Origin of the sequence: Micromonospora sp. NPDC047187 (genome assembly GCF_040643355.1) — a bacterium.
GTDB lineage: Bacteria > Actinomycetota > Actinomycetes > Mycobacteriales > Micromonosporaceae > Micromonospora > Micromonospora salmantinae.
In genome coordinates this window covers 682227-701580 of the sequence record NZ_JBEYUF010000001.1, presented here as the reverse complement: position 1 = coordinate 701580, position 19354 = coordinate 682227, and the positions used below count along the sequence as shown (strand labels likewise).

20 protein-coding genes are annotated in these 19354 nt (G+C 70.3%); 7 read left to right on the top strand and 13 right to left on the bottom strand.

Translation table 11 applies throughout. The features are described from left to right. Nucleotides 1-149: 149 nt before the first annotated feature. The 5 genes from ABZ794_RS02935 to ABZ794_RS02915 all read right to left on the bottom strand — a co-directional run bounded on the left by ABZ794_RS02935 (nt 150) and on the right by ABZ794_RS02915 (nt 4516). Nucleotides 150-1073 (bottom strand): serine hydrolase, encoded by a 924-nt coding sequence (locus tag ABZ794_RS02935; RefSeq protein ID WP_238689871.1) that lies wholly within the window; start codon nt 1071-1073, stop codon nt 150-152. Then, entirely contained in the window at nt 1066-1680 is a 615-nt protein-coding gene (locus ABZ794_RS02930) for a hypothetical protein (protein WP_357513892.1), read from the bottom strand. Before ABZ794_RS02930 ends, ABZ794_RS02935 begins: the two co-directional genes overlap by 8 nt. Before the next feature lie 229 nt (nt 1681-1909). Further along, nucleotides 1910-2410: a SigE family RNA polymerase sigma factor gene (locus tag ABZ794_RS02925; protein ID WP_210780432.1), complete on the bottom strand. Its 501-nt coding sequence runs from the start codon at nt 2408-2410 to the stop codon at nt 1910-1912. Then, nucleotides 2403-3281: a hypothetical protein gene (locus ABZ794_RS02920; RefSeq protein WP_357513890.1), complete on the bottom strand. Its 879-nt coding sequence runs from the start codon at nt 3279-3281 to the stop codon at nt 2403-2405. The genes ABZ794_RS02925 and ABZ794_RS02920 overlap by 8 nt, the downstream gene beginning before the upstream one ends. 233 nt (nt 3282-3514) lie before the next feature. Next, the gene (locus tag ABZ794_RS02915) at nt 3515-4516 is read right to left on the bottom strand and encodes a PaaX family transcriptional regulator C-terminal domain-containing protein (RefSeq protein WP_210780434.1); all 1002 of its coding nucleotides are present in this window, start codon (nt 4514-4516) and stop codon (nt 3515-3517) included. Nucleotides 4517-4915: 399 nt separating this feature from the next. On the opposite strand from ABZ794_RS02915, the gene ABZ794_RS02910 reads away from it, so the two are divergent. After that, entirely contained in the window at nt 4916-6301 is a 1386-nt protein-coding gene (locus ABZ794_RS02910) for a PHB depolymerase family esterase (protein ID WP_307850410.1), read from the top strand. Nucleotides 6302-6463: 162 nt separating this feature from the next. Here ABZ794_RS02910 and ABZ794_RS02905 read toward each other — a convergent pair whose 3' ends face one another. The 8 genes from ABZ794_RS02905 to ABZ794_RS02870 are packed head-to-tail and all read right to left on the bottom strand — an operon-like array spanning nt 6464 to nt 12682. Continuing rightward, complete coding sequence (locus ABZ794_RS02905) at nt 6464-7291, bottom strand: IclR family transcriptional regulator (protein ID WP_307850411.1); 828 nt, start codon at nt 7289-7291, stop codon at nt 6464-6466. Beyond that, a complete protein-coding gene (pcaC, locus tag ABZ794_RS02900; RefSeq protein ID WP_210780435.1) occupies nt 7288-7668 on the bottom strand; it encodes a 4-carboxymuconolactone decarboxylase in 381 nt (126 codons plus the stop codon). The genes ABZ794_RS02905 and pcaC overlap by 4 nt, the downstream gene beginning before the upstream one ends. Continuing rightward, a complete protein-coding gene (gene pcaD / locus ABZ794_RS02895; RefSeq protein ID WP_238690159.1) occupies nt 7665-8444 on the bottom strand; it encodes a 3-oxoadipate enol-lactonase in 780 nt (259 codons plus the stop codon). The genes pcaC and pcaD overlap by 4 nt, the downstream gene beginning before the upstream one ends. Further along, complete coding sequence (pcaB, locus tag ABZ794_RS02890; protein ID WP_210780436.1) at nt 8441-9781, bottom strand: 3-carboxy-cis,cis-muconate cycloisomerase; 1341 nt, start codon at nt 9779-9781, stop codon at nt 8441-8443. The genes pcaD and pcaB overlap by 4 nt, the downstream gene beginning before the upstream one ends. Continuing rightward, nucleotides 9756-10328 carry a protocatechuate 3,4-dioxygenase subunit alpha gene (pcaG, locus tag ABZ794_RS02885; protein ID WP_210780437.1) on the bottom strand — a complete coding sequence of 191 codons (573 nt, stop codon included), beginning with the start codon at nt 10326-10328 and terminating at the stop codon, nt 9756-9758. Before pcaG ends, pcaB begins: the two co-directional genes overlap by 26 nt. Continuing rightward, nucleotides 10321-11070, bottom strand: a complete 750-nt coding sequence (gene pcaH, locus ABZ794_RS02880) for a protocatechuate 3,4-dioxygenase subunit beta (protein ID WP_210780438.1) — start codon at nt 11068-11070, stop codon at nt 10321-10323. The genes pcaG and pcaH overlap by 8 nt, the downstream gene beginning before the upstream one ends. Then, nucleotides 11067-11867 carry a CoA-transferase gene (locus ABZ794_RS02875; RefSeq protein ID WP_210780439.1) on the bottom strand — a complete coding sequence of 267 codons (801 nt, stop codon included), beginning with the start codon at nt 11865-11867 and terminating at the stop codon, nt 11067-11069. The genes pcaH and ABZ794_RS02875 overlap by 4 nt, the downstream gene beginning before the upstream one ends. Then, a complete protein-coding gene (locus ABZ794_RS02870) occupies nt 11864-12682 on the bottom strand; it encodes a CoA transferase subunit A (RefSeq protein WP_210780440.1) in 819 nt (272 codons plus the stop codon). Before ABZ794_RS02870 ends, ABZ794_RS02875 begins: the two co-directional genes overlap by 4 nt. A 300-nt stretch (nt 12683-12982) precedes the next feature. Between ABZ794_RS02870 and ABZ794_RS02865 the strand changes: the two genes are divergently transcribed. From ABZ794_RS02865 to ABZ794_RS02840, 6 genes are all read left to right on the top strand, one after another. Further along, nucleotides 12983-14443: a benzaldehyde dehydrogenase gene (locus ABZ794_RS02865; RefSeq protein WP_210780441.1), complete on the top strand. Its 1461-nt coding sequence runs from the start codon at nt 12983-12985 to the stop codon at nt 14441-14443. A gap of 17 nt (nt 14444-14460) precedes the next feature. Further along, the gene (gene pobA / locus ABZ794_RS02860) at nt 14461-15642 is read left to right on the top strand and encodes a 4-hydroxybenzoate 3-monooxygenase (RefSeq protein ID WP_247668652.1); all 1182 of its coding nucleotides are present in this window, start codon (nt 14461-14463) and stop codon (nt 15640-15642) included. Nucleotides 15643-15849: 207 nt separating this feature from the next. Further along, entirely contained in the window at nt 15850-16824 is a 975-nt protein-coding gene (locus ABZ794_RS02855) for an ABC transporter substrate-binding protein (protein ID WP_210780442.1), read from the top strand. A 71-nt stretch (nt 16825-16895) separates the two neighbouring features. Further along, a complete protein-coding gene (locus ABZ794_RS02850; RefSeq protein WP_210780443.1) occupies nt 16896-17696 on the top strand; it encodes an ABC transporter permease in 801 nt (266 codons plus the stop codon). Then, nucleotides 17693-18517 (top strand): ABC transporter permease, encoded by an 825-nt coding sequence (locus ABZ794_RS02845; RefSeq protein WP_307850412.1) that lies wholly within the window; start codon nt 17693-17695, stop codon nt 18515-18517. Before ABZ794_RS02850 ends, ABZ794_RS02845 begins: the two co-directional genes overlap by 4 nt. Further along, nucleotides 18510-19322 carry an ABC transporter ATP-binding protein gene (locus ABZ794_RS02840; protein ID WP_238690165.1) on the top strand — a complete coding sequence of 271 codons (813 nt, stop codon included), beginning with the start codon at nt 18510-18512 and terminating at the stop codon, nt 19320-19322. Before ABZ794_RS02845 ends, ABZ794_RS02840 begins: the two co-directional genes overlap by 8 nt. Nucleotides 19323-19354 lie beyond the last annotated feature (32 nt).

Genomic DNA, 19354 nt, shown 5'->3' with positions numbered 1-19354 from the left:
CGCACACTGCGGGAAATGCCGAACAGGACGTTCGGACGCAGTGCCCCGTCGGGTTCGGTGGGATCGTCGAAGCCGTGGGCCAGGACCGCCAGCGGCCCCTCGGTAGCGCAGCCCCGGCCCCAGGCCGAGCGGGCGAGCGGCGCCGAGGGCTACCCCTGCGACGGGCCGTCGCCCGCAGTGGCGGTACGCAGCTCCTTGAGCACGTACGTGGCAGCCTTCTCGACGACGCGGATGCCCTCTTTCTGGCTCACGTGATGGTCGGAGAGCACGGCGATCAGCCAGTCATGACGGGCCTCGACGATCCGCCCGATGCTGTTGACCAGCCAGCGGCCCCCGTCGACATCAGCGGTGTCCCAGCCGTTCTTGACGTACTCCGAACGACTGCCCGCCTCCCGCGCGGCGGTGACTCCCCACCGCTGCTCGGGGATCACCTTCTTCATGAGGCCCATGACGAAGGTACGGTCCTGCGGGGTCAGCGGTCCTGTCGGTGACGTCAGCGCGGTCAGCAGACGGAGTTGGTCGGCGACCGTGGTCGTGGTGAGGCCCCAGTGCGAATTGGGCTTCGTCTCGCGCAGACCGAGCGCGCGGTTCGCGGCGGTGAGGCCGCGCGAGCCCTCGATCCGCTGCCAGAGGGCGACCGCCGCATCGTTGTCACTGGACACGATCATGGCCTCGGCCAACCGCCGGGTGTCGGAACCCAGGGCCTTGCCCGGCGGGTTCTGGCGCAGCAGAAGGGCCGCGAGGATGTTGACCTTGACGATGCTGGCGGTCTCGAACCGTTTGGCGCCGACCGTCACCGCAGCCGTTCCTTGTCGATCCAGTGCCGCGACCGCCAGGTGGCCGTCGTACCGCTGCACGTAGGCCTTGATGCGCGTTCTCGCCTGGTCGATCCGGTCGACGGCCGGCGTCGTGGGGATCGGAGTGGCAGGGGAGGAACCCTGCGATGGTCCGGCTCGGTCGCCGTCGCGGCCGCGCGTGGCACCCAGGGCGGCCGTCGCGACGCCGGCCAGCGACGTGGTGACAGCGGAGATGACCCAGCGTCGCGGCAGCTGCCGCCCTTTCCGCTCAGCCAAGGCGGGCCACCGCCCTCGCCGCGATCTCGTCCACCGCGGCCTGGCTGCCCGGATCGGGCAGGCGGACCGTCGAGACCGTCTCGCCTCGTTGCACCATCACGAAGTACGTGACGGTGTTCGAGGTGTCCGCATGCGCGATGCGACCTCGAACGAGCATGCCGGCGCCGTCCAGATATTGCGGGTCGACGACGTCGAACGAGACCTGCGATCCGAGGACCGGGTAGCTCGCGCACCGCAGGAGGACCCGACGGACGTCGTCGACGTTCCGCTCGGCCCATCCAGGTTCGTACGTCTCCACGACGTGATGGGCCGGCGACGAGCCGTCAGACGGCCGGTAGTAGCGCTCCACGGCAGCGCGCCGATGCGATTTGGCCGGGTAGTCGCTGCTCCGATAACTAGGGCAACTGTCCTGCTCCCACGGCCAGGGCGGCAGACCGGTTCGCGCGTCGTCCGCACGCCAGTCCGCTCCCAGATCGCCCGCCCCCAGCAGCGGGCTCGGATCGCCCCGTTCCGCGTTTGCGGTGTGTCGCTCGTCGGGGCCGATACCGGACTCCCCCCGATGGCACCCCGCGGCCATCACCATCGACGCCGCCAGGACCGCCGGCACGACCGCAAGCGAACCTCGGCCGCTGCCGCGGATCCGGCCTCGGCTCGTCCTGCTGCTCGATACGAACACCGAAACCTCCCCAGACGCAGATACTTGCCACCGCAGGTGGCGCCTCAGCCGACGACGCGGGGCGGCACGTTCGCCGCCGCCGCAGCACCGACGCGGCGGTTACCGGCCGACGGTCCGACACCATCGGGATCCGCCACACCCCGGCCGCAGACAGGACCCGTCAATGGCGTTCCTCGGCGAACAGCTCGGCACGGGTCTCGCCGAGCAACTCACGCAGGCGGTTGAGGGAGCGCATGCTCTGGCTCTTGACAACGGCGGTGGAGACGCCCACAACCTCGGCGGTTGTCTCCACGCTCAGGTCGTCCCAGTAACGCAGGACGATGATCGCCCGATCCCGCAACGGCAATGTGGCGACCGCGTCCAGCAACGTCATGCGCAGCTCGGCCGGATGTTCCTCGCCCCGATCCGGCGGCGCCGACATCGCCAACTCGCGGCTGGAGCGACGTCGCTGCTGGTCGATCATGCAGCGCAGCAGTATCTTGCGGGCGTACGCGTGGGGGTCGTCGGCCCGGCGGACCCGCCTCCAGTTGGCGTACACCTTGGCCAGCGTCGTCTGGGTGAGGTCCTGGGCGAGATGCCAGTCGCGGCACATCAGGAAGGCCGCGTCGCGCAGCCGACCAACGGTCGCCTGCGCGAACTCCACGAAGTCTTCGTCAGCCATTCGCCCGGGCCAGCTTCGGGAACCTCTTGGTCCCGTTGACGACGTACTCGGCCGGCAGTGTCGTCCCCCAGTTCGGGTTCGCGGCGATCGCGATCGCCTCCTTCACGGAGAGGACGGGCGGCGCCGGCGACGTTCCCTTGGCGTCCCAGACCAGACAGGTGGCGATCATGAGATCGACCTGGAGGCCAGCGCGGTGGTGCACGGTGACCGTCTGGTTCTGCACGCAGTTGTCGGGTACCTCGGTCAGCTCCACCGTCCCCGGGGCGGGGTCGCCGCCGACGCGGTCCCGGTAGATGGAGAGCCGCAGCATGCCCGGTCCATCGCCTCGGTCCAGGTAGAGCTGGACGTACGGCATGCCGGGGCCTGACCCGCTGCTCTCCAGACTCGCGTAACCGCTGGTCTTCCCCCTGGGCAGCAGCCGGGTCAGCAGTTCCAGGGCGCCCTGCGGTGTGGTGGTCAGCAGTTCACCGTCCGGCCCCGCCCCGATCCTCACGGTGTCGATCACCGTGGTCGAGGGAGTCGGCGGCGCTGACCGGAAGAGGTTTCCTTCGGCGCCCTCTTCCAGCCCGCCCGGGGCGCCACCGGAGGACCCAGCCGGGGACGGCGTGGTGGTGTCGACCGATCCGCCCGGCAAGCCCACGTTCGCTCCGCCGGGCTGACCGGCGTCATCCGCTCCGACGCCGAACGGCCCGGCGGCCAGGCCGATCACGAGCAGCATCGCCAACGCCGATCCGCCGACGCCGAACTGCGCCAGGCGGCGTTGGCGACGAAGTCGGCGGCCCTGCACCACCGACTGCTGGACCAGGTCACCCAGTGGCGGGGCGGGATGTTGGGCCAGGTCGTCCCTGAAACGCCCACGCACGTCGCCCATGTCCCTTGCTCCTCCTCGGCCGGCCGCCCCCAGTGGCGATCCGTCACTGACCTGACGGGTTGGCCAGCCGATTTGGTTACCGGCTTTCGGCGCGAATCTTCAGCCACCGCGTCGGCGGAACGCCGTCGGTTCGAGCAGCTGAAGCTGCTGGCGGTCCCGGCGGCCGCACGGAAACACCGGGCCTGCCCCATCAGCTCGCCTCGCCGCCGGGACACTCCACGCGAGCCGGTCCCCTATTGATTCATTTCCTCGAACATCGCAGCAGGGCGAGGGTCGCCGCAATCGGCCCAGAGGTCTCCAAGCTGGTCGACGCGGTGGGCCCGGATGTCGGGTTGCGGTCCGATGGCGTACCGGTGAGCTACGGCCCGCACGTGCTCCTCTGCGGGGTCGGCGAGCCCGTCGTACACCGCGACGAACACCGCCCGCGCGTCCCTCCTGGGCCATCCCGCAGGCATCAGCTCGATCGGCAGCAGCGGATCCAGGATGGGGAAGCGCCGATAGGCATCCATCACCTCGGTACGCGCCCGTACCGCAGCCGCCCCCGTGATGTCTCCCGACCGGACACCTGGCAACAGGGCATCCCAGCGTCGGATGAATGAGTCGTACTGCTGCACGAGCGCGGCGGTGTCCCAGGCGTCGATCGGTACCCGATTGGTGTGCGCCTCGATCTCCACGTGCCGAGCGCGGAACACGGTCGTGGCGCCGAGCGCGATGGCCGAGAGCTTCGCTCTGGGCGTGTGGCCGAGATTGTGCGGTGATACCCACAGTCCGTCGTACAGGGGTGCGTACCCGAGCCATCGAAGCTGTCCGCGGAGGACGCGTCGCTCGGCGCTCGCCTCCTGCGGCAGGGAGAACGCAACCAGTGTCCACCAGCCGTCCCACGACTCGGCCTGCGCATCAAAGACAGCGATCCGGCGTGCGCCGCGCGCGAGGTTGTGGGCGGCGGGCTGGGTCAACCGGTAGAAGCTGTTCCGTCCCTGACGGTTGATTTCAAGCACTCCGCGGCGCGCCAGGCGGCTGATGGCGGTCCGCGCCCCGGCCGTGTTGACGCCCGATTCGGCAAGCAACGCCACGAGGGCGGCGGAGGGTAGCCAGGTGCGGCCCTGAAGTGTGTAGTCGGCCAGCAGCGTCACGGCCAAGCCTTGGGGTGAGCTGCCTGACTGCCTGCGGGGCAGTCGGGTGGAGCCGTCCGCGCTGTCGGGAAAAATCTCGTCGATGTTGAAGGGGCTGACCACACGACGCTCCGGCGCAGATCGGGGAAGACCGCTAGTAGATCCGATTGTGGCAGGTGCCCGGCCACGTTCGTCCGCCCCCCGTCATCCGGAGCTGATTTCCGCTCACCTCGCCGCATCCATAGCGATTCGTCGATTGACAGTTTCACCGACCAGAGAGACACTTTTTGTAATGCGTCTGGCGCTGCGGGAGCGCGCAAAGCCAGCGGGCAGCTGACCGACCTCCCCGGGCGGAGGTCACCTGACGAGCCGACCGGCATAAACCTGCCGCGACCCACTTCACCATGGACGGGTTGACGGTGAGGCCGGTCCGGCGCGTCTTGTCCAACCACAGTGATGTACCGCCTCCGGTGCCCGGTGGCGCGATTCACCGTGTCCAATCAAGCGTCAAGGGAGTGAAGCGTGAAACCCTATCGACGGCTGCTGGTCGGCTTCGCCGTGTTCCTCGCGGCGGCTGGCCTGGCACTGGTGATACCCGGACTGACGAAACCAGCCTCTGCGGCCTCGTTGACCGAGGTGACCAATTTCGGCAACAACCCGGGCGGGATGCGGATGCACATCTATGTGCCCGACGCCCGGCCGGCCAACCCGGCGATCGTGGTCGCCATGCACGGCTGCGGCGGCTCCGGCCCGGGCTTCTACTCGGGCAGCGAGTTCGCCTCGCTGGCGAACCAGTACGGCTTCATCGTCATCTACCCGAGCGCCATGCAGGAGGCCGGGTTCGGCAAGTGCTTCGACACCTGGTCGGACGCGTCCAAGCGCCGTGGTGGTGGCAGCGACCCGGTCTCCATCGAGTCGATGGTGAACTACGCCCGGCAGCAGCATGGCGGTGACATCAACCGGGTCTACGCCACCGGCAGCTCGTCTGGCGGGATGATGACCCAGCACATGCTCGCGGTCTACCCCGACCTGTTCAAAGCGGGCGCGTCATTCATGGGCGTGCCCTTCAACTGCTTCGCGAACGCGGCCGCCTACCCACCCGGCGGGCCGTGCACCAACGGCAGCATGAACCGGACCCCGCAGCAATGGGGCGACATGGTCCGGGCGGCGTATCCCGGCTACACCGGCCCGCGCCCGCCGATCCAGCTCTGGCACGGCACCAACGACACCCTCGTGCCCTACTCACTGCTGCAGGAGTCGGTCGAGCAGTGGACCAACGTGCACGGGCTGAGCCAGACTCCGACGTCCACCGACACCCCGCAGCCCAACTGGAACCGCCGCCGCTTCGGCACCCAGGTCGAGGCGTACGCCATCCAGGGCGCAGGGCACAGCCTGCCCTCCAGCGGCATGGCGCGTGTCGCCATCCAGTTCTTCGGGCTGGACCGCACGACCTCGCCCACCCCGACGCCGACCCCCACCGACCCGCCGACCCCCACCCCTTCACCCACCGTTCCGCCCGGCTCCGCCAGCGAAATCGTCGGCACCCAATCCGGCCGGTGCGTCGACGTACCCAACGCCTCACGCAACAACGGCACCCGGGTCCAGCTCTACGGCTGCAACAAACAAACCAACCAGGCATGGACCTACACCACGACCAAACAACTCCAGGTGTACGGCACCATGTGCCTCGACGCCGCAGGCACCGCCAACGGCGCGGCAGTACAGATCTACAGCTGCCACAGCCAGACCAACCAACAGTGGAACATCAACTCCAACGGCACCATCAGCAACGTCCAATCCGGACGCTGCCTCGACGCCTGGAGCACCACCAACGGAGCCCAAATCCAGCTCTACGACTGCCACGGACAAACCAACCAACAGTTCCGACTCGCCGCCCTCGCCCGCTGATCACAGCCAAGTTCGCAGCACGTTCGACTGCGTGCAGATGGACCAACGGCAGGGCGAGATCAACACACCTGAGACAGACCGGACTGCAGACGGGCGGGCTCGGCGTCACGCCGGGCCCGCCCCCATCGACGTCGGTCAGTTGCCGGCCGCGCTGCGTGACGCTTACTCCCCGCCTGCGGGCAGGACTCCTGCCGCCGAAGTCTTGCCCAGGCCACCCCGGACATCCTCCTCGATCCGCTTCGCGGCAGCCAGCAGCGGCGGGAGCAGCTCGCGACGGATCATCTCGAACGACCCTCGGGTGGCGTGTGCGGAGACGTTCACCGCTGCGATCACCGAGCCGTTCTCGCCGTGGATCGGCGCGGCCACGGAGCGCAGCCCCTCCTCCAACTCCTGGTCCACGATGGCGTACCCCTGGGTGGCGATCTTCGTCAGGACGGTGCGCAGCTTGGCCGGGTCGGTGACGGTACGCCGGGTCAGCGGCCGCAGCTGAGCCGTGGCGAGGTAGTCGTCCAACCAGTCCACCGGTTGCGCGGCGAGCAGCACCCGGCCCATTGACGTGGCGTACGCGGGGAACCGGGTACCGACGCTGATCCCCACCGTCATGATCCGCTTGGTGGGCACACGGGCGACGTAGACCACCTCGTCGCCGTCGAGCACCGACACCGAGCAGGACTCGTGCACCCGCGCGACCAGTGCCTCCATGTGCCGCTGCGCGACCTCGGGCAGGCTCAGGCTGGACAGGTACGCGTAGCCGAGTTCGAGGATCCGTGCCCGCAGCGAGAAGAGCCGGCCGTCGGTGTGCACGTAGCCGAGCTCGACCAGGGTGAGCAGGAACCGGCGTGCCGCGGCCCGGGTCAGCCCGGTCCGTCTGGCCACCTCGCTGAGCGTGAGCTGCGGATGTTCGCCGTCGAACGCCCGGATCACCGCGAGGCCGCGCTCCAGCGACTGGACGAACTCCGGCGACCTCGCCGCGTCCTCGCTCACGCTCACCCGGCCTCCTGCCGCAGAGTCTCCCGGGCCACCTTGAACGCCCGGTTCGCCGCCGGTACGCCAGCGTAGACGCCGACCTGGAGCAGGACCTCCGCCACCTCGGCCGGGCTCAGCCCGTTGCGCAGCGCGGCCCGGACGTGCATCGCCAACTCCTCCTCGTGGTGCAGCGTGGCGAGTACGGCGAGAGTGACGCAACTACGGGTACGCCGGTCGAGGCCCGGCCGGTTCCACACCTCCCCCCAGGCGTAGCGGGTGATGAAGTCCTGGAAGTCGGCGGTGAACTCGTCCGTGCCGGCGACCGCGCGGTCGACGTGCGCGTCACCGAGCACCTGTCGACGTACCGCCATGCCCGCCTCGTGCCGCTCGCGGTCGTTCATCTGTCCCCGCGTTCCTCGTCGAAGTGGTCCAACAGGAGCCGGCACACCTGCTCGGGTTGCTCGACGTTGGCCAGGTGCGCCGCCGCGTCGACCACGGCCAGCCGGGCCCGCGGGATGCGCCCGACGATCTCGCGGGCGTGCTCCACCGGGGTGGCCCGGTCGTCGGCTCCCGCGATGACCAGCGTCGGCGCGGCGACCCGCCCGAGGTCGGGTCGGAGGTCCATCGCGGCTATCGCCTCGCAGCAGGCGGCGTATCCGGCCGACGACGTCGCGGTCAGCATGGCGCGGTGCGCGGCGATCGCCTCCGGCCGGGCCGCGGCGAACGCCGGGGTGAACCAGCGGGCCACCACCGCGTCGGCGATCGCCGGCAGACCGTCCGCGCGTACCGTGGCGGCTCGTTCGCGCCACTGTTCGGGTGGGCCGAGCGACGCCGACGTGCAGAGCAGCGCGAGCCGCCGCACCCGCTCGGGCGCGTGCGTGGCGAGCCACATGCCCACCATGCCCCCGAGGGACAGCCCCGCGTAGTGCACCCACTGCACGTCGAGGTCGTCCAACGTCAACAGCAGTTCCCGACCCAGCAGGTCCAACGTGTACGGCCCGGACGGCACCGCCGAGCGGCCGTGGCCCAGGTGGTCGTACCGAACAACCCGGAACCGTTGGGCGAGCACCGGGACCTGGGGTTCCCACATCGCGGCGGCGGTGCCGAGGGAGCTGCCGAGCAGCAGCACCGGCGCGGCGGCCGGGCCGTCGACGGTGAGGTGCAACCGAGAGGTCATCCGCTCACTCCCCGGGCAGCGGTCAGGGCACTGTCGACGAACCGGCCGGCCGAGCCGAGCCAGCGGGACGGGTCGAGCGCCTCGGCTATCTCCGTCTCGGACAGGTGGGCGCGTACCTCGGGGTCGGCGAGCAACGCGGCGCGGAACGAGGGTCCGGCGGCGGCGCGGGTCACCAGTTCGTGTGCGACGGCGCGACCGACAGCGGGCGCCAGCCGCGCGGCGACGGCCTCGGCGAGCAGGAGGCCGCCGGTCGCGTCGAGGTTCTCCCGCATCCGCTCCGGACGGACCTGCAGCCCGGCCAGCACCCGGGCGCACCGGGCGGCGGTGCCACCGGCCAGGTGCAGCAGATCGAGCAGGGGCTCCCACTCGGCGTGCCAGGCGCCTGCGGCCCGCTCGTGCTCCTGCACCGCCGCGGCGAACAGGGTGGCGACGAGACCCGGACCGCGGCGCGCCGCGGCGGTGACGAGGATCGAATCCACCGGGTTGCGCTTGTGCGGCATGGCCGAGGAGCCGCCTCGTCCGGCGCCCCCCTCGGCGACCTCGCCTACCTCGTTCTGGGCGAGCAACCCGACGTCGAGCGCGACCTTGCCGGCGGCCACGAGGAGCCCGCCGAGGGCGGTGGCCAGATCGAGCCAGGGCTGACGCCGGGTGTGCCAGGGCAGCGGGCTCGGCGACAGGCCCAGGTGCGCCGCGAACCGCTCGGCGACCTCGGTGCCGGCCGGGCCGAACGCGGCCAGGGTGCCGACCGCCCCACCGAGTTGTGCCGGCTGTACGGCGCGGGCCTGACGCAGGCGGTCCCGGGCCTCGACCAGACCGGTCAGCCAGCCGGCGGCCTTGAGCCCGAACGTGGTCGGTGCCGCCTGCTGCCCGAGCGTCCGCGCGACCATCACCGTGCCCCGGTGGGCGTCGGCCAGTTGGGCGGCGGCGTCCACGGCGGCGTCGAGGTGACGCAGCAGCGGCCCGAGCGCCCGTACGGCCACCAGGGCCAGCGCGGTGTCCAGGACATCCTGGCTGGTCGCTCCGAGATGCACCCAGGCTCGGGCATTGTTCGGCACGGCGGCGGTCAGCTCGCTCACCAGCGGGACGACCGGGTTCCCCGTGGCGTCGGCCGCCCGGCCGAGCACGCCCGGGTCGTACCGCTCGGCGCGGCACTGCTCGACGATCGCCTCGGCCGCCGGTGCGGGGATGACGCCGGCGTCCGCCGCGGCCCGGGCGAGCGCGGCCTCCACGTCGAGCATCGCCTGGAGCACTGACGGGTCGCTGAGTTCCGCGTCGACGTCCGTGGCGCCGGAGAGGCCGCCGAGCAGGCCGTCAGACGGCGAAGAAGACGGTCTCATGGTCTCCCTGAAGGTGGATGTCGAACCGGAACCCGTCCGAGGCGGGTCTCGCCAGCAGGGTGTCACGGCGGTCGGCGTCGACGCTGCGCAGCACGGGGTCGGCGGCGTTCGCCGCCGGCTCGTCGGGGAAGTAGAGCCGCGTGACGAGACGGTGCAGCAGCCCACGCCCGAAGACCGACAGGGCCAGGTGGGGGGCTTCGGTGCCGCCGTCCGGATCGGGCAACGAACCCGGCCTGACGGTCAACAGCCGGTACCACCCCTGCCCGTCGGTCTCGCTGCGCCCGAATCCGCGAAAGCCCGCGAGCGCGGGCGGCCGGGCACCCCGAGGGTCGTCCGGGTGGTCGAACCGCCCGTCCGGGTCCGCCTGCCAGCTCTCCACCATCGCGTCGACCACCGGCGTCCCGGTGCCGTCGACGATCCGACCCCTGATCCAGAACGCGCCCGGCGTGCCCTCGGGTACGACGTACGGTCCGTCGGGCCAGCGCAGGCCGATGTGCAGGTACGGCCCGACGGTCTGCGCCGGCATCACGCCCAACCGTTCACTCATCGTCGTCCTCGTCCTCGAAAGGGGTGCTCTCCCGGCCGCGCAGCACTATGTCGAACTCGTATGCCAACGCCCACTCCGGTGCGGTGGTGGCGTGGTCGTACCGGGCGATCATCCGTTCCCGGGCCTTCGGGTCGCGAACCGAGTTGAAGATCGGGTCCTGGAAGAAGAGCGGGTCGCCCGGGAAGTACATCTGGGTGACCAGCCGCTGGGTGAACGCCCGACCGAAGAGGGAGAAGTGGATGTGCGCCGGCCGCCAGGCGTTGTCGTGGTTACGCCAGGGGTAGGCGCCGGGCTGCACAGTGACGAACCGGTAGCGCCCCTGGTCGTCGGTGAGCGCCCGGCCCACCCCCTCGAAGTGGGGGTCGAGCGGCGCCGGCCAGGTGTCCCGTGCGTCGCGGTACCGGCCGGCGGCGTTCGCCTGCCAGATCTCGACCAGGGTGCGGGGTACCGGTCGGCCGTCACCGTCGCGGACCCGCCCGTGCACGATGATCCGCTGTCCCTGTGGCTCACCGTCGTGCTGGCGGGTCAGGTCGTGGTCGAGCGCACCGAGCCGCCCCTCCCCCAGCAACGGCCCGGTGACCTCGGTCAGCCGCTGCGGCAGGTGGATCAGTGGGTGTTGCGGCGCCCGTGCCACTGTCGACTTGTAGCCGGGGCTGAGCAGGGGTGGGTGAGCGTCGACGTCGTCGCGCCGGTACCGCGGTAGCACCAGGCCGCTGCTGGCCCGGTTGTCCTGAGTGGTCATGGGAGTCTCCCGTCGGACTTCGTCGCCTCCAGTGCCCGCAGCACCGTGAGTTCGGCTGCCGTCGGTGGCTCGCCCGTGGTCAGCCCTTCCGCGACGGCGAGGTCCCAGCCGGTGGCGGCCCGCGCCTGCTCCCGGGTCACGCCGGGGTGCAGGCGGGTCAGTGTGAGTTCGCAGGTGAGCGGGTCGGGTTCGAGGACGCCGAGATCGGTGATCACGACTCGTGGGCCTCCGCCCCGCAGGCCGAGTCGCTCCCGGTCGCCCGGGCCGGCCCCGTACCCGACCGAGGTGACGAAGTCGACCCGTTCGGTGAACGTCCGGAGGTCCTGCCGGACGATCACCACGACCTCGCGGCAGGACGCGGCTATCTCCGGGGCGCCACCGGCGCCGGGCAGTCGGACCATCGGGGCGTCGTAGTCGCCCCCGACGACCGTGGTGTTGATGTTGCCGTACCGGTCGATCTGCGCGGCGCCGAGGAAGCCCACGTCGATCCGGCCGGGCTGGAGCCAGTAGTTGAACACCTCGGGCACCGAGACGACCGCGTCAGCGGTGTCGGCGAGGACTCCGTCGCCGATGGAGAGCGGAAGCCGGTCCGGTTTCGCGCCGAGGCACCCGGATTCGTAGATGAGGACCAGGTTCGGGGCGTGGGTCGTCCGGGCGAGATTCGCCGCGGTGCTGGGCAACCCGATCCCGACGAAGCAGGCGGTGTCGTCGCGTAGTTGCCGCGCGGCGGCGACGGTCATCATCTCGTCCGCGGTCCAGTCCGCCACCGCGTTCCCTCGTTCGCTGCGCTGACTCATGTCGTCGCCCCGGCCTTGTGCACGTGCTCGTCCAGCCAGGCGCGGAAGGTGTCGCGGTGCCGGCTGACGGCGTCCCAGTCCCGGTAGAAGTCGTTGTCGCGCACCGAGTAGCCGTGGGCGTAGGAGGGGTGCGCGCCTCCGGGTACCTCGGCCACCGCGGTGACCGCCCAGCCGGGCAGGACGACCTGCCCGGGTACGGGTGCCAACTCGTCCACGATCTCCTCGACTGTGACAAGTGACCGGTGGGCGGCCAGCACCGCCTCCTTCTGCACCCCGGTGATGCCCCACATCTGCACGTTGCCGTTGCGGTCGGCGCGCTGGGCGTGCACCACCGTCACGTCGGGACGCAGCGCGGGGACGGCGGTGAGCGTCTCGCCGGTGAAGGGGCAGGTGATGGGCCGGATGTTTGGCGTGTGCCTGGGCAGGTCGGTGCCGGTGTAGCCGCGCAGGACGGCGAACGGCAGCCCGGACGCCCCGGCGACGTAACGGTTCGCCATGCCGGCGTGACTGTGCTCCTCCAGCTCGAGCGGACGCGGCCAGGCGTGCTGCACGGCGTCCCGGAAGCGGTGCAGCGACCCGACTCCCGGGTTGCCGCCCCAGGAGAAGACCAGGCGGCGGGCGCACCCCGCCCCGATGAGCTGGTCGTAGATGACGTCGGGGGTCATCCGCACGAGGGTCAGGTCCTGCCGTCCCTGGCGGATGATCTCGTGACCGGCGGCGAACGGAATGAGGTGCGTGAAACCTTCCAGGGCCACCACGTCACCGTCGTGGACCAGGTGCGCCACGCCGTCGGCCAGCGAGACGAGCTTCGCCATGGGCCTCCCGCCTTCCGCGAAAACCGCGCTGCCGCCAGCCGTTCGCTATGCGGACTGCCGTACTCATCTCGAACGTACGACGGCGGATGACATCCGTCAACGACAGGTTTGCCCGACCCGGCGCGCGCCGTCCACAGTGTCTGGAAGTCACGTCGGACGATGCGTTGACGCGAGCCGGGCCACGTGCCAACGTTCATACAGAGAACGGCCGTTCGGTAAGCGAACACCTCCGGGCCTTTCGCGAGCGCACGTCGGCCCGGTCACCCCTGGGACCACCCCCACGCTCCGAGGAGGACCGCCATGACACTGCTGGACCCCACTACCTGGCAGGGCACCCTGCACAGCGGCGGCTGGGTGGAACCGGCCGGCGGCACAGCGGCGGTACGATCCCCCGCCACCGGGGAGGAGATCGGCCAGGTCGGCACGGCGAACGCCGAGGATGTGACGCGCGCCTGCGCCCGCGCCGTCGCCGCCCAGCGCGCCTGGGCCGCCACCGGCTACGCCGATCGGGCCGCGGTGCTGCGCCGGGCCGGGCAACTGTTCGAGCGGCACGCCGCCGAGATCGGCGACTGGATCGTGCGGGAATCCGGGTCCATCCCACCCAAGGCTGGGGTCGAGACCGACACCGCGGCGCAGGAGTGCTACGAGGCGGCGGCGCTGGCCTCGCACCCGCTCGGCGAGATCATCCCGAGCGCGCAACCGCGGCTCAGCCTGGCGCGCCGGTTGCCCGTCGGCGTCGTCGGGGTCATCGCGCCGTTCAACTTCCCGCTCATCCTGGCCACCCGTTCCGTGGCCCCGGCCCTGGCCCTGGGCAACGCGGTGGTGCTCAAGCCCGACCCGCGCACGGCGGTCTGCGGTGGCGTCTCGATCGCCCGGGTCTTCGAAGAGGCCGGCCTGCCCGAAGGGTTGCTGCACGTCCTTCCCGGCGGGGTCGAGGTCGGCGAGGCGCTGGTGGCCGACCCGAACGTACGGGTGATCAGCTTCACCGGCTCGACCGCCGCCGGCCGCAAGGTCGGCGAGGCGGCGGCACGCCATCTCAAACGGGCGCACCTCGAACTCGGTGGCAACTCGGCGCTGATCGTGCTCGACGACGCCGACCTCGACCTGGCGGTCTCCGCCGGCGCCTGGGGGTCGTTCCTGCACCAGGGCCAGATCTGCATGACCACCGGCCGGCACCTGGTGCACGAGAGTCTGTCCGAGCGGTACGTCGAGCGGCTGGCCGACAAGGCGGACCACCTGCCGGTCGGCGACCCGGCGAAGGAGCGGGTGGCACTGGGGCCGATCATCGACGAGCGCCAGCGCGACAAGATCCATGCGCTGGTCACCGCAAGTGTCGACGCGGGTGCCCGCCTGGCCGCCGGGGGCACGTACGAAGGGCTGTTCTACCGGCCGACGGTGCTCACCGACGTCACCCCCACGACCCCGGCGTACGCCGAGGAGGTCTTCGGCCCGGTCGCGCCGGTGATCACCTTCGCCGACCAGGACGAGGCCGTGGAGTTGGCCCGGCAGACCGAGTACGGCCTGTCGCTGGGCATCCTGAGCCGCGACGTGATGAGGGCGATGGCCCTCGCCGACCGGATCCCCAGCGGGATCGTGCACATCAACGACCAGACGGTGAGCGACGAAGCGGTAGCGCCGTTCGGTGGGGTGGGAGCATCCGGCACCGGCTCCCGGTTCGGTGGGCCCGCGGCGAACGTCGAGGCGTTCACCGAGACCCAGTGGCTCACCGTGCAGGGCGCCATCACGCGGTACCCGTTCTGACACCGGGAGGAGAGGGCATGCCGGGAATGCGCACCCAGGTCGGCATCGTCGGCGCCGGGCCGGCGGGGCTCATGCTGTCGCACCTGCTGCACCTGCGTGGGATCGATTCGGTGGTGCTGGAGAGCCGCAGCCGCGACTACGTCGAGCACCGACTCCGGGCCGGCGTCCTCGAACAGGGTTCGGTCGACCTGCTCTGCCGCAGCGGCGTCGGCGAGCGGCTGCAACGGGAAGGGCTGCGCCACGAGGGCATCGAGCTGCGCTTCGCCGGGGAGTCGCACCGAGTGCCGATGGCAGACCTGACCGGGCGGGCGATCACCGTCTACGGGCAGCAGGAGGTGGTCAAGGACCTGATCGCCGCCCGGCTCGCGGCCGGTGGCTCGATCCTCTTCGAGGCCGACGCGGTACGCCTGGACGGCCTCGACTCGGACTCGCCGATCGTCCACTTTCGACGCGACGGACGTGACGAGGAGCTGCACTGCGACTTCGTGGCCGGCTGCGACGGGTTCCACGGGGTGAGCCGCGGCGCGGTGCCCGAGGGTGTGCTGACCACCTACGAGCGGGTGTACCCGTTCGCCTGGTTGGGCGTCCTCGCCGCCGCGCCGCCGGCGGTGGACGAACTCATCTACGCCAACCACGAACGGGGCTTCGCCCTCTACAGCATGCGCTCCCCCGAGATCTCTCGGTTGTATCTACAGGTCGCGCCGGACGAGGACATCGGCGCGTGGCCGGATGAGCGGATCTGGACAGAGCTGCGGGCGCGGTTGGAGACGGTGCCGGGGTGGTCACTCAACGAGGGGCCGATCCTGGAGAAGTCCATCACCCCGATGCGCAGCTTCGTGGTCGAGCCGATGCAGTGGGAGCGACTGTTCCTGGCCGGGGACGCCGTGCACATCGTTCCGCCCACCGGCGCGAAGGGCATGAACCTGGCCCTGGCCGACGTCGCGCTGCTCGGGGAGGCCTTCACCGGGTGGTACGACGGGGGGCGCACAGACCTGCTGGAGTCCTACTCGGTCACCGCGTTGCGCCGGGTCTGGCGGGCCCAGCACTTCTCCTGGTGGATGACGTCCATGTTGCACCGGCTGGAGCGCGACGACCCGTACGAGACGAAGCTGCAGACCGCCACGCTGAGGTACGTCGCCACCTCCGACGCCTACGCCACCAGCCTGGCCGAGAACTACGTAGGTCTGCCCGAGGTCTGAAAGCGAGCGTGGCGGTGTCGCCACCGCAGAGCGTCGTTCAACTAATTCATGACGGGCGTCAGAAATTATTGACTTTCAATGCCTGGGTGACTGACCATGGCCACCACAGCGGCGTGCGCCCCCACGCAGCGGTAGTCCACCTGCAAATCCGAGGCATCCGCCGACTTCCGACGCACCCACCACCCCCGCCCAGGAAGGGCCTCGTCCATGAAGAAGGTCATGGCTTTCGGGCTGATCGCCGCCACCGCGATCGCCCTCACCGGATGTACCGACTCCGACGCGTCCAACCCGTCCGAACAGACCTCGGGCGAGTTGCGCAAGGTCCGGGTCGCGGCGCTGCCCATCACCGAGACCGCCGCGCTGTGGGGCGGCATCAAGGCGGGCATCTTCGCCGAACGCGGGCTCCAGGTCGAGGTGCTGCCCGCCCAGGGCGGCGCACAGGCCATTCCCGCACTGATGAACGGCGACATCGACTTCGCGATCGGCCAGCCCTTCGGTCCGTTCCGGGCCGACCTGGGCGACCTCGGAGTCGTCATCATCGGCAACTACGCCTCCTCGTACGCCGACGGCGACGACATCAACGCCGTGGTGGCCTCGGCGAAGTCCGGCATCAAACGGCCGGCCGACCTCGCGGGCAAGCGGGTCTCGGTCAACAGCCTGGGCGCCGCCGGTGACGTGACGATCATGGCAGCGGTCGAGAAGGACGGCGGCGACCCGTCGAAAATCAAGTTCGTCGAGGTCGCCTTCCCGGATGCCCCGGCCCAACTCGAATCGGGCAACATCGACGCCGCGTGGGTGCCGGAACCCTTTGTGACGCAGCTGAAGACCCGCGGCGACACCTTCATCGTCGCGCCCTACCAGGCGGTGGTGCCCGGCCTGACGACGCTCACCACCATCACCACCAAGGAACGCACGGACAAGGACGCCAAGCTGGTCGAGGACTTCACGGCGTCGATGAAGAAGACGTTGGAGTGGGCCAAGGACCCCGCCAACGATGCGGCGCTCCGGCAGGCCATCAAGGACAATCTGCAGCTCCCCCCGCCGGTGGCCGAGTCGGTGCGGCTCCCGGCCTTCGGTTGGGAGGTCGACCGGGCGAGCCTGCAGACACTCGCCGAACTCGCGCAGAAGTACAAGGTGCTCGACAAGCAACCCAACTTCGACCGTCTCATCCAGCAGCAGTAGCTGGCGCGATCCGCCCTCCCCGGCCCCGGACCGGGGAGGGGCCTCGCCGCCCGCCTGAGGACGGGAGTGACATGCGCGTGTTTCCCACCCGACGCCTGCGCGCGTTACGCAGAGCGATGCTCGGCGTCGTCGGCCTGACCGGGTTCCTCGTCCTCTGGCAGCTGATCCCGACGCTGGGCCTGATCAACCCGCTGTATCTGCCGTACGTGACGGACGTGCTGGCCCGGCTGTTCGAGCAGCTCGTCGACCTCGCCTTCTGGCGGCGGCTGGGCAGCACGATGACGTCCTGGGCGATCGGCCTGACGGTGGCGACGCTCGCCGCCGTCGCCGTCGGCACCGTCGTCGGGCTGGTGCCCTTCCTGCGGCGCGCGACCCACACGATGGTCGAGTTCCTGCGACCGATCCCGTCGGTCGCCCTCATCCCGCTCGCCGTGCTGATGTTCGGCATCCAGCGGCAGGCCGCCCTCGTCATCATCATCTACGCGTCGTTCTGGCAGGTGTTCGTGCAGGTTATCTACGGCGTCGCCGACGTCGACGTGGTAGCTCGCGACACCGCACGCAGCTTCGGTCTGACCCGGCGGGAGCAGCTGTCGCACCTCGTCCTGCCGACCACCCTGCCGTACCTCATGACGGGCCTGCGGCTCGCGGCGGCGGTCGCGCTCATCCTCGCCATCACCGCGGAGATGGTGATCGGTAACCTCGGCCTCGGGCGCATGATCGAGTTGTCCCGGTCCGCCGGTGACGCCGCCGGCCTGTACGCGCTGGTCGTGGTCACCGGCCTGCTCGGGCTCATGGTGAACATCGTCTTCCGGTTCATCGAGCGTCGGGTGCTGTCGTGGCACCAGTCCGTACGAGGAGAGGAGCCGCTGTGACCGCGTACACCGGGCGGGTCGCCACCACGGCACGCGGCCGGACGATCGGATCCCGGATCGCGGCGAGCCTCCTCTACCCGTTGGGGCTGCCGACGCTGCTTCTGGTGGTCTGGGGTCTGGTGGCGACGAGGACGACGAGCCGGTTCTTCCCCGACCCGTTGACGATCGCCGAAGCCTTCCGGGAGACCTGGATCGGCCCGGCGTTCGTCGAGGACGTGCTGCCGAGCCTCGCCCGCCTCGGCCTCGGTGTCGCCGCGTCGATCGTGCTCGGCGTCGCCGCCGGCACCGTCATCGGCCTGACCCACTGGTTGCGGGAACTCCTCGAACCGCTGCTGGAGTTCCTCCGGGCCATCCCGCCCCCGGTGCTGATTCCGGTGGTCATGCTCCTCCTCGGGATCACCGACACCATGAAGGTCGTCGTGATCGTCTCCGGCGCGGTCTGGCCCATCCTGTTGAACACCATCGAGGGTGTCCGGGGAACCGACAGCGTCATGAAGGAGACCGCTGAGTCGTTCCGGGTCTCCTGGTGGGAGCGGCTCAGGTTCCTCGTGCTCCCGGCCGCCAGCCCACGGATCATGGCCGGGGTTCGTCAAGCCCTCTCGGTCGCGCTGATCCTGATGGTCATCTCCGAGATGTTCGCCTCCTCCTCCGGCCTCGGCTACCGGATCGCCTACTTTCAGCGCAACTACCTGATCGCCGAGATGTGGAGCGGCATCCTCCTCCTCGGCCTCGTCGGCGTCTTCCTCGCCGTCGCTTTCGGTCTCGTCGAACGGCGCGTCCTGCGCTGGTACCACGGAATCAGGGAGGTCAACCGTGCCTGATCGGCGCACCCTGCTGCGGGTGGAGCACCTGCGCAAGGTCTACGAATCCGCGACGGGCAACGTCGAGGCGATCGGGGACATCAGCTTCACGATGGACGCCGGCGAGCTCGTCTGCATCGTCGGACCGTCCGGATGCGGCAAGACCACTCTCCTGAAGTGCCTCGCCGGCCTGCTGCGCCCCACCAGCGGCGTGGTCGAGATGGACGGCTCACCGGTGACCGGGCCCAGCCCGGCCATGGCCGTCGTGTTCCAGGAGTACGGCCGCAGCCTCTACCCCTGGCTGACGGTGCGCGGAAACGTCGAGCTTCCGCTGCGGCACAAGAAACTCTCGCGCGCAGCCCGGACCAAGCTGGTCGTCGACGCTCTTGAGGCGGTTGGCCTCGCGCACGCCGCACGAAGCCACCCGTGGCAGCTCTCCGGGGGGATGCAACAGCGCGTGGCGATCGCGCGGGCGATCGCCTACCAGCCCGACGTCCTGATCATGGACGAACCGTTCGCCGCGGTGGACGCGCAGACCCGGGCCGACCTGGAGGACCTGGTTCGCGAGCTGCACGCCAGCCGCACCATCTCGGTTGTCTTCGTCACCCACGACATCGACGAGTCGGTGTATCTCGGTCAGCGGGTTCTAATATTGTCCACGTCGCCGACCTGGATCCAGGAGGACCTCGCGATCGACCTGCCGCCGGAGCGCGATCAGATCACGACCCGCGCCCTGCCCCGTTTCACCGAGCTGCGGACGCACGTCTACAACCAGATCCAGCGGGCCAAGCGCGGGCAGGCTGTGGCCCCGCGATCCGCGCGGTGATCGGCGGCCAAGCCAACGAGTTCCCCGAAGGG